This is a genomic window from Fodinibius sp. GM21 (assembly GCF_058386955.1).
Genome location: NZ_JBYEIQ010000001.1, coordinates 365028 through 383339, shown reverse-complemented (window position 1 = coordinate 383339; position 18312 = coordinate 365028). Strand labels below are relative to the sequence as shown.

16 protein-coding genes and 1 tRNA gene are annotated in these 18312 nt (G+C 39.6%); 7 read left to right on the top strand and 10 right to left on the bottom strand.

Annotated features, from left to right (window positions below; translation table 11 throughout):
• Positions 1-3: 3 nt before the first annotated feature.
• Positions 4-1074, bottom strand: coding sequence for an HlyD family secretion protein (locus tag ACT3IB_RS01540; protein ID WP_491537257.1), 1071 nt, complete (start codon positions 1072-1074; stop codon positions 4-6).
• 8 nt (positions 1075-1082) lie between these two features.
• Positions 1083-3134: a hypothetical protein gene (locus ACT3IB_RS01535; RefSeq protein WP_491537256.1), complete on the bottom strand. Its 2052-nt coding sequence runs from the start codon at positions 3132-3134 to the stop codon at positions 1083-1085.
• A 284-nt stretch (positions 3135-3418) separates the two neighbouring features.
• On the opposite strand from ACT3IB_RS01535, the gene purE reads away from it, so the two are divergent.
• Genes purE through ACT3IB_RS01520 form a run of 3 tightly spaced genes read left to right on the top strand, consistent with a single transcriptional unit; the run spans position 3419 to position 4736 of the window.
• Positions 3419-3910: a 5-(carboxyamino)imidazole ribonucleotide mutase gene (purE, locus tag ACT3IB_RS01530; RefSeq protein ID WP_491537255.1), complete on the top strand. Its 492-nt coding sequence runs from the start codon at positions 3419-3421 to the stop codon at positions 3908-3910.
• Between the two features lie 33 nt (positions 3911-3943).
• Positions 3944-4366, top strand: a complete 423-nt coding sequence (locus tag ACT3IB_RS01525; protein WP_491537254.1) for a hypothetical protein — start codon at positions 3944-3946, stop codon at positions 4364-4366.
• Between the two features lie 10 nt (positions 4367-4376).
• A complete protein-coding gene (locus ACT3IB_RS01520) occupies positions 4377-4736 on the top strand; it encodes a hypothetical protein (protein ID WP_491537253.1) in 360 nt (119 codons plus the stop codon).
• 73 nt (positions 4737-4809) lie between these two features.
• Here ACT3IB_RS01520 and ACT3IB_RS01515 read toward each other — a convergent pair whose 3' ends face one another.
• The 4 genes from ACT3IB_RS01515 to ACT3IB_RS01500 form a co-directional block, all read right to left on the bottom strand.
• The gene (locus ACT3IB_RS01515) at positions 4810-5388 is read right to left on the bottom strand and encodes a TlpA disulfide reductase family protein (protein ID WP_491537252.1); all 579 of its coding nucleotides are present in this window, start codon (positions 5386-5388) and stop codon (positions 4810-4812) included.
• Between the two features lie 17 nt (positions 5389-5405).
• The gene (locus tag ACT3IB_RS01510; RefSeq protein WP_491537251.1) at positions 5406-5882 is read right to left on the bottom strand and encodes a DUF411 domain-containing protein; all 477 of its coding nucleotides are present in this window, start codon (positions 5880-5882) and stop codon (positions 5406-5408) included.
• Positions 5883-5915: 33 nt separating this feature from the next.
• A tRNA-Leu gene (locus ACT3IB_RS01505) sits at positions 5916-6000 on the bottom strand.
• Between the two features lie 284 nt (positions 6001-6284).
• Positions 6285-6686 (bottom strand): response regulator, encoded by a 402-nt coding sequence (locus ACT3IB_RS01500; protein ID WP_491537250.1) that lies wholly within the window; start codon positions 6684-6686, stop codon positions 6285-6287.
• A 280-nt stretch (positions 6687-6966) separates the two neighbouring features.
• Between ACT3IB_RS01500 and ACT3IB_RS01495 the strand changes: the two genes are divergently transcribed.
• The 4 genes from ACT3IB_RS01495 to ACT3IB_RS01480 all read left to right on the top strand — a co-directional run bounded on the left by ACT3IB_RS01495 (position 6967) and on the right by ACT3IB_RS01480 (position 12210).
• Entirely contained in the window at positions 6967-8442 is a 1476-nt protein-coding gene (locus ACT3IB_RS01495) for a tetratricopeptide repeat protein (protein WP_491537249.1), read from the top strand.
• 236 nt (positions 8443-8678) lie between these two features.
• Positions 8679-9077: a response regulator gene (locus ACT3IB_RS01490; protein WP_491537248.1), complete on the top strand. Its 399-nt coding sequence runs from the start codon at positions 8679-8681 to the stop codon at positions 9075-9077.
• 119 nt (positions 9078-9196) lie between these two features.
• Positions 9197-10882, top strand: a complete 1686-nt coding sequence (locus ACT3IB_RS01485; protein WP_491537247.1) for a DUF5343 domain-containing protein — start codon at positions 9197-9199, stop codon at positions 10880-10882.
• A 155-nt stretch (positions 10883-11037) separates the two neighbouring features.
• Positions 11038-12210, top strand: coding sequence for an aminotransferase class V-fold PLP-dependent enzyme (locus ACT3IB_RS01480; RefSeq protein ID WP_491537246.1), 1173 nt, complete (start codon positions 11038-11040; stop codon positions 12208-12210).
• A 3-nt stretch (positions 12211-12213) separates the two neighbouring features.
• Here ACT3IB_RS01480 and ACT3IB_RS01475 read toward each other — a convergent pair whose 3' ends face one another.
• From ACT3IB_RS01475 to ACT3IB_RS01460, 4 genes are all read right to left on the bottom strand, one after another.
• Complete coding sequence (locus ACT3IB_RS01475) at positions 12214-13998, bottom strand: ABC transporter ATP-binding protein (RefSeq protein ID WP_491537245.1); 1785 nt, start codon at positions 13996-13998, stop codon at positions 12214-12216.
• Positions 13999-14010: 12 nt separating this feature from the next.
• On the bottom strand, positions 14011-15282 hold the full coding sequence (gene rnz, locus ACT3IB_RS01470) for a ribonuclease Z (protein ID WP_491537244.1): 1272 nt from the start codon (positions 15280-15282) through the stop codon (positions 14011-14013).
• A gap of 87 nt (positions 15283-15369) precedes the next feature.
• The gene (locus ACT3IB_RS01465; protein WP_491537243.1) at positions 15370-17172 is read right to left on the bottom strand and encodes an ABC transporter ATP-binding protein; all 1803 of its coding nucleotides are present in this window, start codon (positions 17170-17172) and stop codon (positions 15370-15372) included.
• 52 nt (positions 17173-17224) lie between these two features.
• On the bottom strand, positions 17225-18259 hold the full coding sequence (locus ACT3IB_RS01460; protein ID WP_491537242.1) for an NAD(P)/FAD-dependent oxidoreductase: 1035 nt from the start codon (positions 18257-18259) through the stop codon (positions 17225-17227).
• Positions 18260-18312 lie beyond the last annotated feature (53 nt).

The following is an 18312-nucleotide window of genomic DNA, read 5'->3' as shown; positions in this document are numbered from 1 at the left end:
TTTCTAAAGGATTACCTTGCGTACTGTCACGCCCAAATTGCTGTTCTCCTCCCATATCGAGAAGGCCTTTTTATTAACCGGTTTTAATTTCACAACTATGTATTTATTGATATTGCCAAGCTCACCGATTGCAAGCGACTGCCAGTTGGATAGCTGAGGCGTATCGAAACCGGTGATTACTCCGTAACTGTCAATATCACCGTCAAAATTTACTTTTAGTGTATCGCCATTTTGCAAATACTGCCGGCTACTTCGTTGAAATATCGCCCGTATAAAAATCTCTTCACTTTTCCGCCTTAGTGTTACTATAGATTCCGAACGCATAGCCAGCTCCGATACATTTTTGTCAATTCTTTCTACCACACCTCCCTGTGGCGTCGTAAACTTTCTCAATATTTCAGTTCCCCCGGCTGTCTGGTCAATACTGGCTTCTCCTTCCATTTCGAGACCTGCAAACGTATTATAAATTTCGGGAGCTTTTCTCCATTTTGCCAACGTTGCTTTTTGCTGACGCAGGTGCTTTAATTTTGAGGAAGCAAGAGAAGTATCCTGTTTTAAGCTCATAATTTTATTTTCAATATTCCGCAAATCATTCAAGCTGCTAACACCAAGGCGTATCTCTTTCTGAACCAGTTCTTTTTGATTTTTGTAGTACTCTAATTGCTCTATAGAGTTCTGGTAAGAAATTTCTTCCTGATCAATATCTCCCTGCACATTCATAATTTTTTCTTCCAGGCGGCGTCTTTCATCACGATTTTGTTGCGGGCTTTGCGATTGATGAATAATCGCAAAAGAAAACAAAGGCTCGTTGGAGCGAACGGAATCTCCTTCCTCTACAAACATTTCTGTAATCCTAACATCAACAGGAAACCGTACCTCTACGCGGTTGGCAACCACCCTGCCCTGCCCCTCAATAATCATGAAATAATCAAATAGGAAATACGCCAGTACAATCATGACAAATCCAATAATGGAAAGATAAACGACCCGATCCCAGTTGATCGACTCTGCCATCTCCTTTTCCCGAGTACCACGAATTTTCGATGGTTTTGATCTAAAATATTCGCTTTTCATATCATTTTTCAGTTTAAGCCAATCAGTGTTTCAAAATCATGAACAGCAAAAGACAACTTGCCATATTGCTGATTTAATTGTGCAATAAAGTCTTCCATTTGCGTTTGGGATACAAAATCATCGGGACGTAGTGCAACCACGAGCTTTTCTCTGTCATTACTATGTTCACCGGTAAACTGTAGTTCTTTGGACAATCGCTTCTTCAGCTGTGGCATCGTTGATATGTTATATGCCATTACGTAAAGCTTGTCAACCAGCAGATAAAGTTCCGGCAGAATATCGTCATAAAACACAGGTACAGAAATCGACAAAGACAAGCTATATCTTTCAGTAACCCTTTTGGCATATTTAACCATGCGGGTGTATTGTTTAAGGTAATTCTCCCTTTTATCGGACCAATCATCAAAGGTATGCGGTTCTACATCCAAATGGATGCCTTTGGCATTGAAAGCACGTGCATTTTTAGCAAAATCGTGAATGCTATCCCAGTTTTCCTCTTTGATTAATACGTTGCTACCTTTCATTAAATCTACGGAAACCCCTATTGCTTTGGCGCTTCTGATAAAGGACGACAATTTATCTGATACGGATATCATATCCGGTCCCGGAGAAAGCAAAATGGTATCGAAGTTTCGGGCAGACATATAATCCAGTAATAACGGATTTTTATAGTTCTCAAACGTACCGGACCACATATATACCGTGGAGGAAGAATTGTTTTTTTGTGCTAACTTTGGGGGAGTCCAAACGCTGGCATAGCTGGATAACGGAGAATACGGTGCAAACCTGCTGAGGCGAATAAGCTTTTCGTAGATTTTTTCTTTCGTCTGGGTCAATTGCCAAATGGCCTCAACTTGCGACAAATACAAATTTAATAACTCCGAAGAATCATATTCCTGGTTGCCGTTTTGCTGTTCCGTTTGTTTTTGTTCTATACGTTGTAATTGCCGTTGGTACGTGTAATACGTATTAGCATACTGATTTTTCAGTTCCTGATATTCCCTGAAATGCTGCCTGAGCATGTTATGCTCAGCAAAATCCTGTCGCTTATTTTCATATGCAATTTCTTGACGCTGCGCTTCTTTGAATTCTTCATTCCCTTCTTTAAAAACTGTAAGGGGAACCGAAAGATTTACAGCAAATGAGAAATACTCTCGATCTTGAGCGTTGGTAAGGGGCAGCTGTTGCCCCGAGCGATCATAATAGTTGTAGTTTACATTTGCCGACAAAGAAATATCTCTCCAGCGGCGATACTCATCTTGCGTATTTTTCAGACGTAACGAGTCTGTTTTTTCACGTATAGGTTTCTGGGCAACTTCTTTTCTTAACTTTTCATAATCCACGGAAAGAACCGGCAAAACTTCATTTTTATGTACTCGCCATTTGCCGTCTAAAGAATCTAATTTAACATCTGTATCCAACACCATATCCGTTTCCGAGAGTCTGGATGAAATTTCCAGCACTTCGTCCCATGATTTATATCCTAAATCATAAAGAGTCTTTAGTTCATTCTTTTTTATGGTGAGAAGTTCTTTGTATCGTTTTTTGATCTTTTTTTGCTCTTGCATGACCAAAGAAAGCAACTGTTCACGTAGAACTTGATAATGCTGTTCCCTATTAGCTTCGTGCTGTTCAAAATTTTCAATTTTAATTTCTCTCTGCAGCTGTTTTGCCTTTAGTTGATTCTCTTGCCACCCATTACTCAATACATCCCACTTAACTCCCAACTGGTAACGACTGTTGTAAAAGATACCTTCGGAATCGAAGACTCCCTGATCAAAATTTTGCAAATAGCCGGCCTGCAAATTTACTCCCCAATCGTTTCGAATACGCTGACGCTTATTTTCTAACATATTCGCGGATGCATACTTATCCCCGGTAGCAAAGTTTCTATAATAAAATAACGAATCAAGATCCTGAATATCAGCTTTATTGTCTGGCATCTGAACATACCCGGCTTTTTGGGATAATGCCGAATCAATATGTACGATCAACTCATCCAGAACATCCGAACGTCCGCTTTGAGCCCAACTATTTTGAATGAGACAAAGTAAAGTCACCCCTGTCATCAAGACCGTGAACAAGTACCCAGCTAAACTTTTTCTATTGCCACTCCTTAAAGGTATTAGCCCCAAAATATTATTGCTCCCAACTTTAGTTTCACTCTTTTGAGCTAACATTAAAAAAAATTACCACTAAATACATGAATATTAACTAAACTTAATTCGATCACTCCATCATTGCCTTTCGTTTAAGTATTCTACACTAAATATTTGTTTCCCATAAGATATTTAATGATTTTCGGTTTTATCAGAACTGTAATATTTAACTTACTTATTTAATTATGAGCGAGAAGCAGCCAACCGTTGGAGTAATCATGGGCAGCGACAGTGACTGGCCTACGATGAAAGCTGCCTGTGATATTTTAGACGAATTTGACATCCCCTACGAAAAAAAAGTGGTTTCAGCCCATCGTACTCCCAATGATATGGCAGATTACGGTAAGTCGGCCCGAGAGCGAGGTATTAAAGTCATTATTGCAGGAGCAGGTGGTGCTGCGCATCTTCCGGGAATGACCGCTGCCCATACCACACTGCCTGTTATTGGCGTACCCGTAAAAACCAGTACACTTAGTGGACTCGACAGCCTGTATTCTATTGTGCAGATGCCGCCGGGAGTGCCGGTAGCCACAGTAGCCATTGGCAAAGCAGGTAATGCTGCCCTACTCGCCATTCGCATGTTGAGTACAGAGGATAGTGAACTTGCTGATAAGTTATCTGATTATCACAAAGAGATGGCCGAAACTTCGCGAAAGAAAACGCAGAACTTAACCTAGGATCTTATGCCTCTGCATGAAAAGGATTTCTTGATGCGTCAGATTCAAATCCTTACTCAATTGTTGCAGCAGATTATCTTTAAAAAGAATCAAAATCAGTATCAAGAGGCAGTAAAAGAAATCCAAAATGCATTAACGAAACTCACTAAAGATCATCCCAAGGCATTTCACCAGCTTGACTTTGAGGAAACACTTGATCTTTTTATTCATAATGACAGCTTCGAATCTGAGTTGGCTATAGCTGTAGCAGACCTCCTTGTTGAGCAAGGCAAACTGCTATTTGAGGAATCATTCAAGCGTTCTCAAAAATCAATGGGGCAGGCGCTTATCATCTATAAAAAATCTTTGCAAATTCCAGATGCTTCTGTTCCATTGGATATAGAAAAGAAAATTGATCATCTTGAAAATAAAGTGTTGGCTGACCATCTTGAGCGAATAAATATTATTCTCAATTAATCTAACTGTCGTGGCTGAGTACAATGAAAAGCTGGAAGATTTACTGGATCACCACCTGATTGCAAACGAAGAGCTTGAAAAGAGAAAACAAGGTGGCGGGGTTGGATATCTGATTAACGGTAATATGTGCTTGGGAATTTATGAGGATCTGCTAATCGCAAGAATTGGAGAGCGGCTGGCCTCTTCTCTTGTAGATCGTCCCGGCATCAGGAAGTACCTACCGGATAAAGGATTATATGATGATTTTGTGATGATTGAAGAAAAGGTATATTCTCATACCAAAGCACTTCAAAAATTTATCGATCAGAGTATTTCATATACTGGTCACTTGCCGGCCAAAGATCACGGCAAAACACAACAAGGCTCGTAAAAGTACCATCATATTAGCGCGAGATGGGCATTACACCTGCATTATAGATCTCACCAATAATTACCCGGCTATGCTATTCTGAAAGAAGGGTCTTAAGCCTGGGTTCCAACTCTTTATTGGTCAGAGCTCCTACCGCAAAATATTGAAGGTTCCCTTCTTTATCGATGATGTACGTTGTTGGAATGCCCATTGTGGGGCCGTACTTGTCCATAATTGTACCGTCATCTATCACAATTGGATAGGATACCCCATACTTTTCAATAAACGGACGTACCACCGATTCTCCCTGCTCATCAATAGATACCCCCAAAATCATAAATCCATCCTCTTTATACTTTTCGTATAGCTCCTGCAGATCGGGGGTTTCCTCACGACAAGGCGCACACCAAGTTGCCCAAATATTTAACAGCACCACCTGTCCTTGGTAATCCGAAAGAGTAAATGTCTCACCATTTAGTAAAGTAACTTCGAATTCCCGTGCTTTTGCTTCTCGTTGTGCGGGATATAATTGTGCCGATGCGGGATCAAGCTGTTCGAGCGGCTGCGTGGGCCCATCCTCTTTTTCTGATTCGCTTTCGGAATTACATCCCCAAAACATGAAAGCAGATAAAACAAATATGAGTCCGAAACTGACAAAGAAGTTCTTCATCATAAAGGGCTTACTTTTACTCAATGCTGAGCAAACAGTTCGGTACTGCCATCCTTTTTTAGCAGATACACTTTGTAAGGCTCATTGGGCTTTGTATTCATCCCGGGAGAGCTGGCGGGCATGCCGGGAACCACCAATCCGCGAGCATCAGGTTTTTCTTTTAAGAGCCGTCGTATATCTTGGGCCGGCACATGACCTTCAACTACGTAATCATCCACAACCGCCGTGTGACAGGCGCCCATATTTTGCGGTATCCCCTGATCAGCTTTCACTGTATATAGATTGGGGGAATTAACTGATTTAACACTATATCCATTGCCCTGCATGTATGCAGCCCATTTATCACAGCACTGGCAACCCTCATTTTTATACATGACTACATCGACAGAAGATCCATTATCCTGACGATTATAATAATCATTTATAATGTACCAGATAGCACCACCGGCAATAACGATAATGAGTGCGGCGTAAGCAAAAAACTTTTGGGGCTTCATAAGCGAACTGTTTGCCATTTAAGGAATGAAGTGTACCTGAGGGGGGACTCGAACCCCCACGACCGCAATGGCCACCGGATTTTGAATCCGGCGCGTCTACCAATTCCGCCACTCAGGCATTAATCAAAGGTGAGTGAATATAAGAGATAAGCATCTATTTCTACAACCAAATTTACAGTTTTTTGAGAGTATTTTACTGTTCCCTTCCCAAAGTCTGAATCAATAATAATTGCTAAAGTTTCTCCCGGTATCACCCTGCAGTCTAAGCGTTCGTAACTTCATTGAGAATAGTGATCATATCAGGAATGGCAAAAGGCTAGCCCCGTTTTACTCTTTGTTTTATACTTATTCAAGTGGGTGAATGAAAGTAGAAAAGAAGTAAAACTATTGCTATGGCATTCGTCACAAAAAAGCTCTCTGACTGATTATATTACTCCCTTTCAATAGGTCTTTAATTACAGCCATTAATGATTCGAACTCAAAAGGTTTTTTTATAAAAGCATCAGCCCCTATAGCATCTACTTTTTTACGGATCACCCTATCGGCTTTAGAGGAAATCAGAGAGCATGGTATCTTTTCTCCTTTTGGAAAACGCCTTACCTCTTCGATCAGCTCAAAGCCGTTTAGTTCGGGCATGTGGATATCAGAAATAATCAAATCAGGTTTTTCAATTGAAATACCTTCAATCAAATCAGGTCCGTTACTGAACGCTTCAACAATAAACCCCTCGCGCTGCAACACTTTTTCCAGCAGAATGAGCTGGATGGGGGAATCATCTACAATAAATATTTTGGTATCCTGCATCAAATTCTAAAAGGCTTAGGGTAATAAATTTAACTTCAAGTCTGCAGTTATAGCTTTCAAGAGTATTAGTAAACCCTAAGGTATCATTTTTAGGACTCACTGTCGTTTAAGTTTTATTAATTAAACATTTTCTAATACTCAAAAATAAGACTGCCCACTAGCACTTTGCTGTTTAACCGCCTGTTTTTATTTACTTTAGGAACCTATTTCAAATCCGGTAGTTAAAATGGAACGGCCAAAATTACATGGCCATATTACTCAATCAATTATCGAGGTTTGTATGAAAAAAATATATTTATTTATCACGTATGCAGTTGTATCAATGCTTGCAGTATTGGTGGTGATTGCACCCCCTGCTTTAGCCCAGGAAATACCGGTAACAACTACCAGCAATGATGCTAAAACATTGTTTGTTGAGGGAAGAACGCTCTTCGACAATATCAGATTTGATGAAGCTCGTGATGTGTTTGACAAGGCACTGCAAAATGATCCTGATTTTGCCCTTGCTCACATTTATCGAGCCATCGTGGCAACATCCGATAAAGACTTTGATCGACATATTACAATAGCATTGAATAACAAAGATCAGGTTTCTGAGGGCGAACGCCTACTTATTGAAGCCGTCAACGCCAATGCTCAAAATAGGCCAATGCAAGCTATTTCATTGGTAAAAGATGCCATAGAACAATATCCCAATGATAAGCGTCTGCATCATCAACTTGCCAATTACTACCAAAGCTCAAATATGCCCAAAGAAGCTGAGAAAGAATTATATAAGGTGATTGACCTGGATGATCAATTTGCTCCTGCATATAATAATCTCGGATATCTCTATAAGGATATGGGCGATTACGAAAAGGCAGAAAGATCTTTTAATACTTATGTAAGCTTACTGCCCGAAGAGGCAAATCCGCACGATTCCATAGCCGACTTATACACTAAAATGGGAGAATATGATTTAGCAATTGAACATTATAACAGGGCCCTGGAATTGAATCCTAATTTTTACTTCTCACAACAAAAAATTGGGAATAATCTGGTCTTTAAAGGACTGTATGAGGATGGCCGACAAGCCTACAAAGAAGCTATCGCCATAGCCCCTTCTGTCAGTAACAAAGTATTCATGCATCAGGCTTTAGCCAATACCTATTTGTATGAAGATAATTTTGATCAAGCTCTCAGAGAAACAGATGCGGCCATTAAATGGGCTGAGCAGGAATCGCTTTCTGAAAATGCGGCTACGCTTTATCAGATAAAGGCTTTTATCAATCTTGAAAAGGGTGATATCGAAGAAGCTGAAAAGAGTTTAAATGCCTGCAAAAATATTATGGCAAATAATGAACTAACTGAAAACAGAAAACATGATTTGGAACTTTTATCACTGCGCAATGAAGTTTTAAAAGCCACCAAACAACAAGATTTCGACAAAGCTAATGCCAATGTAGAAAAAATCCGTGAATATGCTGTACAATCAGACAATAAAAATGAAATGGATATGTATCATATGCTTAGCGGAATTGTAGCTTATGAGCAGAATGATTTTACCAAAGCTGTACAGGAACTCAAGAAAAGTGATTCCAACGATATATACGGGCAGTTTTATCTGGGAATGAGCTACCAAAAGTCTGGAATGAGTGAGGATGCCAAAAAAATATTCCGAAATATCTCTAATTGGAACGAACACACTCTTGAATTTGCACTGGTTCGAAACAAAGCCAATGCCATGGCAAAAATGGATATGGCTGTTGAAGAATAGTTTACTCTTTCTTTAAAGCTGTACCAAGCACACTTTTTTCAAAGACAGGATATACTATTTGTGTATCCTGTCTTTTTATTTAGTTATAAATAATATATTTATTAATACATTGGATACTTAGCTATTTGGGCGATTATAAGTAAAAATTCAAGCTTCTAATTGTAAAGTTAGTGCGAATTTTGCATACTAAGCCAAATAATATCACTCCAATTTGCAAAATAGCTCCAAAAGTATATATGGCCCAAGATACCCAATTACAATCTAAGAAAGTACTGATTGTAGAAGATGACAGTATTCAACAGATAGTCCTCGAACGGATTATTAATCAAATGGGACATACTGTTATTGGTTCCAGCTCCAAAGGTTCCCAAGCTATCGAATCGGCACTACGTATAGGGGCAGTTGATCTTATTTTAATGGATATTAATCTTGCTGATGACGTTGACGGTATAGAAGCAGCCAAAGAAATCAATAAACATCGCGATGTAAAGTTAATCTACATCACCTCTTCAGAGGATCCAAAGGACCTTGAACGGGCTAAAGAAACAGATTTTGTGGCCTATTTAACAAAACCATTACTAAAAGAGAGTTTAGAAAGCGCCTTTGATAAAGCATTTGCAAATGCTTCTTTGTAATTACTTTTTTTCTATTACAAAATTCTAACTCTAAAAGGCCTTTATTAATAGTTTTTAATTAGTGGTTCTGCTGGGAATTTAAGAAAATACATCTAAAGAAAATCCAACTAATTAATTTCATGAAGGTATCAGAAGCTTTTTTAGTGAACACAAAGAACTTCGCACCAATTATAGAAACATTGGTTAACTACGATGACGATGATATCGTAGTTAATAGCGATCTTTTGGAACGCCTTGAGTACTCTGATCCTAATGATCTGTTGGTAATACGGATTTTAAAGGATTTTTCTATCATCGATAACGATGGTAGACCAGGGAAATACTTTGAAGAATTTAAAAACCCTGAGACCACAAAAACTGCATTAGCGAAAGGTCTTGTTACTGCCTACGAAGGAATTTTTGATGAGCATCCCGATATTCATCAACAGCCACCGGGAAAAATTAAAGAGGTTTTTGAAAACTATTTTCAAGACAAAAAAACAGACCTTATCATTAAGTACATATCGGGTACATTTGAAAAAATTGTCTCTCATGTTGGGGTATCTACTATTGACGAAGTTTTATATGGTGGAGTAAATGAAGACAAAGTTGCTGCAGAAGTTGCATCAGTGGAAGCAACTGAGAATAGTGGTAAAAATAATGGCAGTGAACATACCAAGAATCACACCGAGAGCGACAATAACGACCAACAGGTTAAAAGAGAAGAGATAAGTGAAAATAATATCGATGATTTCTTAAGCAGTTTTGAATCATCAGATTCAAAAGAGGATTCTTTTAAAGTTCCAAACAACCAATCGCAAAACTCTCCTGAAAACAAAAATCAAGAAGAAGATCCATCTATTCAGGAATTTGTTACAAACATTGAGGAGGAAACTGATATGTCTACTGAAACCAAAGAGAAAAACGAACAAAATTCTGCATCCGAAGAACTTTCTGAAACTCTTGAGGATGTAGAGGAAAAAGATTCCACAGATATTGACAATAGTAATGATCTGGAAGACGGGGACGATATAAATCTTGATAAAGACGAACAATCAGATCATGAATCCGATTCAACCTCCTCTGACTCTGAAACAACTATGGAAAATGAAAATGCTGACATTCCTCCCATTGATCTTGAATTACCTATGTCTCAAGCAACGAAATCAACTAACGCTATGCCAAATGTGACCAAGGAACATCAATTCGTAAAAAAAGCATTGCTTCGAAAATCAGATTTACTCCACAAGATGAAGCGATGGGAAGAGCTTGTTCCAACACTTGAAGAAATTATTGATCGGTACGACAATGAGGAAAATACTGACTTTAAAGAGTCTGTAGAACGTGCTGTTATCCGCCGAGCCATAGCATTCTTAAAGCTTGACAAACATGATGATGCCCTGCCAGCTTTGAATTCAGTAATCAGTCGTTTCAAAGAGTCAAATAACGAGGAGTTCTATGAGCAGGCTTCACGAGCAATGCTCTTCAAGGCTAATATATTAGAAAAGAAAAATGCTGCTTCTGATGAGCTACTGCCACTTTACAATACTATTATTGATAGATTAGACTCGAATTCTGAACTGCTTATGAAAGAGAAAATCGATGAAATTCATTGCAGAAGATTCGATCTGATACTTGATGAAGATGACACGTCTATGCTGCTCGATGCCAGTGCAGAGCTTATTAGCAGATTCAAAGATTCCAATAAGCATCAGGATTATCTACAGAAAGCCATGATCGTACGAGCTGAAACACTCGATGAAATGGGCGAAGATGAGGCTGCATTAGAAGCCTACGATGAGTTTCTAAAACGATTTGGAAACTAAACATTTATTTATCTTACTATTAAAAGGCGATGTGTATAACATCGCCTTTTTTATTTGCCCCACCCTTTCAGTATATATCTCCCTTCCTGTTTTTTTATGGACAACTTCAATCAAATCCAAAACGTAGATCACTTAGTTAGTAATAATACTCTGTTATGAATATTGAGAGAATTAGAAAAGATACTCCCGGTACTCAAAATGTCATCCATCTCAATAATGCCGGTGCTTCACTAATGCCGCATGTTGTTTCGGAGAGTATTATAAGGTACCTCCATGAGGAATCCTCGCATGGAGGATACGAGACGGCTCATAAAAACAGGAAATCTATTGAACAGACCTATACTACTATTGCAAAATTCATCAAAGCTCACCCTGACGAAATTGCCCTGCTTGAAAATGCAACAGCTGCCTGGAACATGGCTTTCTTTTCGATTGATTTTAGCACAGGAGATCGAATTCTGATTTCAAAATCTGAATATGCAAGTAATTATCTTGCCTACTTAAGACTTAAGGAGCAAATAGCTATCAAAATTGAGGTTATTCCCAATGACGAACAGGGTCAAACGTCGGTAAGCGCACTCAAAAACATGATGGATGATAACGTCAAGCTTGTAAGCATCACCCACATGCCCACCAACAGTGGACTCGTTAATCCCGTTGAAGAAATTGGTAACATTACTCAAAACCACGACTGTTACTATTTAGTGGATGCCTGTCAGTCGGTTGGCCAATATCCTGTTGACGTTCAAAAAATCGGATGTGATATGCTGTCGGCGACTGGACGAAAATATCTACGTGGTCCTCGGGGTACCGGTTTTTTATACGTTACAAGTGATAAAATTGAAAAGCTCCTCCCTCCTTTTATTGATCTGCATGCGGCCGAATGGACATCGGAAAACGACTATGAAATCCGTAGCGATGCACGAAGGTTTGAGAACTGGGAAATGAATTATGCCGGAATTATTGGATTAAAAAAAGCCGTAGAATATGCGAGTGACATTGGGATCTGGCAAATCTGGAAACGTATCACCAAGCTGGCAGAAAATTTGCGCTGGGAACTGTCAGAATTACCCGGGGTAACCCTTCACGATATAGGGAACATTAAAGGAGGTATTGTTTCTTTCACCGTGGATTCGGTATCTGCCCAGGAAGTAAAAAATTATTTTTCTGAAAAGGGGATCAACGTCAGTACTTCATCAAAAAGCAGTACGCTGTTAGATATGAAGGAAAGAAATCTCTCTACACTTATTAGAGTATCGGTCCATTATTACAATACCGAAACTGAAATTGATCAGTTTGTAGAAGTTCTCAAAACCTTAAATCAGTGATTGCTATTCCGATTTCACTGTCGGCAGCAACTCATCTTTATATTGCAATTCATAAAGCTTACGATAAATTCCCTCTTCCTTTTCAACCAGCTTACTGTGCGTTCCTCGCTCTCTAATCTCCCCTTTATGCATGACTAATATTTTATCAGCACCTTGTATGGTTGACAAACGGTGAGCAATCACAATAGAGGTTCGCCCTTCCATTAACTTTTTAAACGCCTTATTTACCGTCTCTTCCGTCTCAGAATCTACGCTGGATGTCGCTTCGTCAAGAATTAGAATATTGGGATCATAAACCATCGCACGAATAAAGCAGATGAGTTGTCGCTGTCCCATCGATATAGATTTTCCTCGCTCACTAAGCTCATAATTATATCCATTGGGAAGCTTATTGATAAATGCATCAGCCCCAATTTCGCGAGAAGTAGCAATAACTTCTTCTTTTGATATCTTGGGATTCCCAAGTGTGATATTTTCCATGATACTGCCAGAGAAAAGCGCATTATCCTGCAATACCAACGCAAAATTAGAGCGCAGTTCTTGCAAAGTCAGATCTCTGATATCTTTTCCATCAATTTTTATAGCTCCTTCATCAATATCATAATACCGAAGCAGCAAATTAATGATCGTTGATTTTCCGGCCCCGGTTGCCCCTACAAAAGCGATGGTCTTTCCCGGCTTGGCCTTAAAGGAAACATCTTTTAATACCGTCTCCTCTTTGTTATAACCAAACCACACATTTTCAAACTCGATTCCACCTTGAACCTCGCTAATATGTTCCGGGTCATCGGGATCGGTGATCTTATTCTCGGTATCCAACACATTAAAAATTCGTTCTGATGATGCCAGTGCTGATTGCAGGGTGTTAAACTTTTCTGAAAGTCCCTGTATTGGCCGAAAGAAATCTCGCACGTATTGCACAAAAGCCAGCAAAATTCCAAAGGTTACCTGCCCCATTAAGGCACGACCACCGCCATACCAAATCACCAAAGCCATTGCCAGGCTGGCAATAATTTCTACCAGTGGCCAGAAGATGGCAAAGTAAAAAATCGTTTCGATATAGGCATCGCGATGAGCAGCATTGATATCCTTAAATTTCTCACGCTCCCGTTCCTCTTTGTTAAAGAGCTGGACGATGTCCATGCCATTGATATGCTCCTGAACAAAAGAATTTAATCGGGATATCTGATCACGAACATTAAGAAATGAAACCCGCACCTTTGCTTTGAAAACAAAGGTAGCATAAAACAAGATGGGTAATACTGAGATTGCAACCAAGGACAGCTCCCAGCTCATGCTGAACATAAAATACAGGATAAAGAAAATGCGAAACATGTCCCCGATGATATTGACTACTCCATCACTTAAAAGATCACTCAGCGCTTCGATATCGCTGGTGGTACGAGTAATCAAGCGGCCGATGGGATTTTTATCAAAGAACTGCACATGTAGCGACTGAATCTTTTGAAACACGGCATTACGCAAATTAAACAGTGTTCCCTGTCCAAACCAACGAGTTAAATAAGTATTAGCAACGAGCAGTAAAAACTCACCGACCAGAGCCCCTACAAGCAATAATACGATCCAAAGTAACCCCTGGAAATCCTTATTGCGAATGTATTCATCAACGGCGATTTGGGTAAGTTTGGGACGTACCGTTCCCATGAAGGCCGCACTCAAAGTAAGTGCAATGCCCAGTAATACGTACCATCGATAAGGACGAATAAATTGATAAAGCCGCCGAAGAAGATCAGAATCGACGGCTTTATCAGTTGTTGAATTGCTCACACTACAGGTTGTTTAGAAACGGTCGAAATCATCAAATGGGGTACGCGGAGTAATCTGCTTAGGCTGACGCTGATTACTATTGTTACCTCCATTATTATTGTTTTTATCCTTCTTACTTCTGCTTTTTGTTCTGCGTTTTTTCTTATTTCCGGAATCACTATCACTGCTTTTGCTGTACTTACTTCGGGATTTTTTTCCTTTCCCCGAATAGTTTTTCCGTTTTCGGAATCGCTTTTTCTTTTTTCGACCGCGCTTCTTTTTATCCGAAGAGGAAGATCTGCCATTACCACTATTATTGTCGCCGTTATTTTTGTTTTGGTTGATCTCCTTCAAATAAACCTTAGGCTGTATAATTCCCTTTTCATGAGCCGGATCAGTAAAGATCGGTCGTAATTCAGTGGCAACCCAAGTTGGAAAGAAATCATCGCGAGCTTCGCGAAGCAGAACATATTCATTGGTGTAACGGGCTGAGAAATGTGTAATTACCAATAGCTTTGTTTTAGCTTCGTTTGCAACCCGCGCCGCATCTTTCGCGGTAGAATGGCCCGTTTCCTCAGCTTTTTCAGACAAGCTTTCGCTAAATGTAGCCTCATGGAAAAGGACATTGGTATTCATACCCAATTTCACAGAATTAGGACAATATTTGGTATCCGTAATGTAGGCAAAGCTATCACCGGGACGGGGATGACCGACAATATCTGCTGATTTCACAACCGTACCGTCATCGAGTTCAACATCGTTGCCAGCTTTTAATTCTTTGTATTGCCAATCTTCGCTAATGCCTTGTTCTTGTGCCTTTTCAGCATCAACTTTTCCGGGTTTATCCTTCTCCTGGAACCGATACCCCATACAGAATTTGGTATGATTAAGCGGGCGTGCTTCAACATAGAACTCATCTTCATCAACAACACGCTCTTCTTCAAAACCTTCTTCAACCTCAACAAAGTTGAGCGGGTAGTTGATATCTATGTTCGCAAAATCAAAATTCCATTCTACAAATTTCTTTATCCCTTCTGGGCCAACAATGGTTAATTCACGATCTCTTCGCTGTAGCTGAAGCGTTGAAAGTAAACCGATAAGCCCTGAATAGTGATCTGTGTCAAAATGCGAGATAAAGATACAATCGATTTGTGAACGTTTTAATCCACCTTGCAGCATCCTCATTTGTGCATTTTCCCCACAATCAAATAAGTAAACGCTGCCTTCTCTCCATACAGCTACTGATGAAAGGTGACGCGTAGCCGTTGGTGTAGCAGAACCGACACCTAATGGTACAATAATCATTGTGATACCTCTTTGTATTTTTAGATTAGATTGCGGTCAAACAATCAATCTTTGTTCGTTGTTGATTCTATTTATTTTTTTCATTCGTTAAATTTCAGCCAACTCCTGTTCAATTAGTTGCTTGTTATACATCACTGAATATCGACCTTCTCGTTCAAGTAATTCTTCGTGAGTTCCCTGTTCTACAACTGTGCCATCTTCAAGATAGTATATGATATCCGCATCTTTTATCGTTGAGATGCGATGGCTTATCATTAGAGTTGTCCTTCCTTTAAGCTCTTTTCTGAGATGTTGTAGAATGGCCTCTTCAGTTTTAGTATCTACTGCACTTAACGAATCATCGAGTATTATAATTTTAGGATCTCGAATCAAGGCCCTTGCAATGGCGGTCCTTTGTTTTTGTCCGCCTGACAAAGTAATACCTCGTTCTCCTAATATGGTCTTAAATTTTTTATCAAATTCCAAAATATTGTCGCGTACCTGGGCCTTTTCAGCGGCTTCTTCAATTTCGTCTTTTGAGGCATTATTTGTGCCAAATGCGATATTTTCTCCAATAGTATCAGAAAACAAAAAAGTGTCCTGTGGCACAAGGCCTATACTTTCTCTAAGTAATTGCAACGGAATGGATTCTATATTTTTTCCATCTATCAAAATTTCTCCTTCAGTGACATCAAACAGTCGTGGAACTAATTCTACCAACGTAGTTTTTCCACTTCCCGTTCGTCCAACAATAGCCGCGTTTTGTCCCGCCTTTACTTTAAGATTTACATCTTTTAATGCATACTCTTCGGCCCCGGGGTACTTAAATGATACATTGTTAAATTCTATCGAACCTTCTATATCACTTATCGCCTGATCGGTGTATGCTTTATCCTCAATTTTGACATCTTCAGTTAATACCTGATCTATTCTTTTCCAAGACGCCATTGACTGTTGGAAGCGATTAACGGTATATCCCAATGAAGCCACCGGCCACGTCAAGTAAGCTACATACACAATAAATTCAAGAATGTTTCCAACGGTTAGTTGACCTTCGATTACCAACTGCCCCGCCTTCCAAACAACAATCACCACCGATAAGCCAATCAGTAAGTTTAGCGTAGGATGAAAAAGCGATTCAACTAGGTCAAGACGCAACTTTTTCTTTCGATACGATTCACTTTCATTTTCAAATCGCTGCCTCTCATAATCTTCCCGGTTATAGGCTTTAATCAACCGGATGCTTGAAAATGATTCCTTAGCTCGTCCTGCTATCGCAGAATACTGCTCCTGTATAATCCGAGAATAGTCATTTATATATCCACTTACCCAATAAGCAAACGCAGAGAGGAATGGAAGCGGCAGCAGAGCCCACATCGTCAGCTCAGGGCTTACAATAATCATCATAGTGATGATAAAACCCATACGCGTTAACGTATTGATCGTGTACATATACGCCGGACCAAAATATTCTCGTACTTTGGATACATCTTCTGTTGCCCGTACATAGACTTCCCCCGAATCATAATTGCTATAAAAGCGCTGTGGGAGCTTTAACAGTTTATCAAAAATATCGTTACGCAAATCAAACTCAATCTTGCGGGAAGCAACAATCAGCGTTTGGCGGGTAGCGAATAATAAAAATCCAGACAGAAGAACGGCCCCTACAAGCAACAAAGCATTTTGGGCCAGCACCCAGCTTGCGCTGCTGGCAAAAAGTACTTCGAAAATGGTATCAAAAGAATCAGGAGATTCCTCGATGTTAATATTGGAAACTTCATCCACCGTACGTCGCAGATATACCGGTATCCAAATCAAAAAGAAATTTGAAGCGGTTAGAAAAAGAGAACCAAGAATAATGGTTCCCTTATATTTTTTAAAATATTGATTGAGCTTTCGCAGCGACCCCACGGGACCTTCCTATTTTTCTATCTGACTCTCTCAGATTATTTTACAGTAATTATTATGCGGTAACTTCAGTGTATTTCTTTTTCCAATATTCAGACAGGTTATACCCTGATATAAAGGCGTTCTCTAGAGAAGAACCGCCCAGGTAGTCTCCTATTAACGCAAGCGGAGCATCCTCGAGTTCCAACTCCATAAAATATTCATTAATAGGATTCTTTGTTTTAAAATACTTCCAGTTCTCAAGATAAGCAGACTGAGGAGCTCGGACCCAAGATCCTAAAATATTAGAGCCCTCCTCAAGAAGAAGCTCTTTTATCTCTTCCTCGCTTTGCTGTGCATGTTGGCGATAAAATTCGGGGGTAGATTGTAATACAATTGCTTTTTGATCAACACCTAGCTTCGAAGACTCATTACTAATCCATTTTACAGAACTCTTTTCGCATTCAATACCTTTCCAACTTGGTACCTCTTGGTCGTTATAGGTTGCTGCCAATGAAAAACAACCATCATATCGAACTTCATCAATATGCCGAATTATCCGACGCGTTTCCGTTTTGTTTTGTGCCGTTTGCAATACTCCATAAGCATCTACAGCAGAGGTGGCAATAATTACAGCATCGCATTCAAAAACACTGATATCTGTAAGATTAATCATCCAAGAACGTTTTTTACTGCGATCCGGACCAATATACGTCAACCCTCCCGCCTTCTCTTCCGACTTGATATCGACCCAACGGCTCATACTCTCGGCTAAGGATTGAAGACCGTTCGTTCCGGTATAGATTTGGCGGGAATCGGAATTCGGATCAACGTCAAAAACCTCTTTCCCATCGTAAAGACCAAAATCTTTCGTCCATTTTTGTATCGTACCCTTCTCTAGCTGCTTCTCCACAAAAAAACCAAAGGTGTTCGTATTTACATCAAAATGGGTAAGTCCGACATCCAATTTCAGGTTATCAAGCTCTACTGTTTTGAGTCGTCCACCAAGAGAGCGATCTTTTTCTATAATAGTAACATCATGTCCGGCTTCGGCCAGCCGCTGGCCCGCGATAAGTCCCGAAATACTTGCACCAATAATTCCAATAACCATTTATAAGATACTCTTTTTTACTATTTGATATTCAATGTTATAAAATCCGAAAT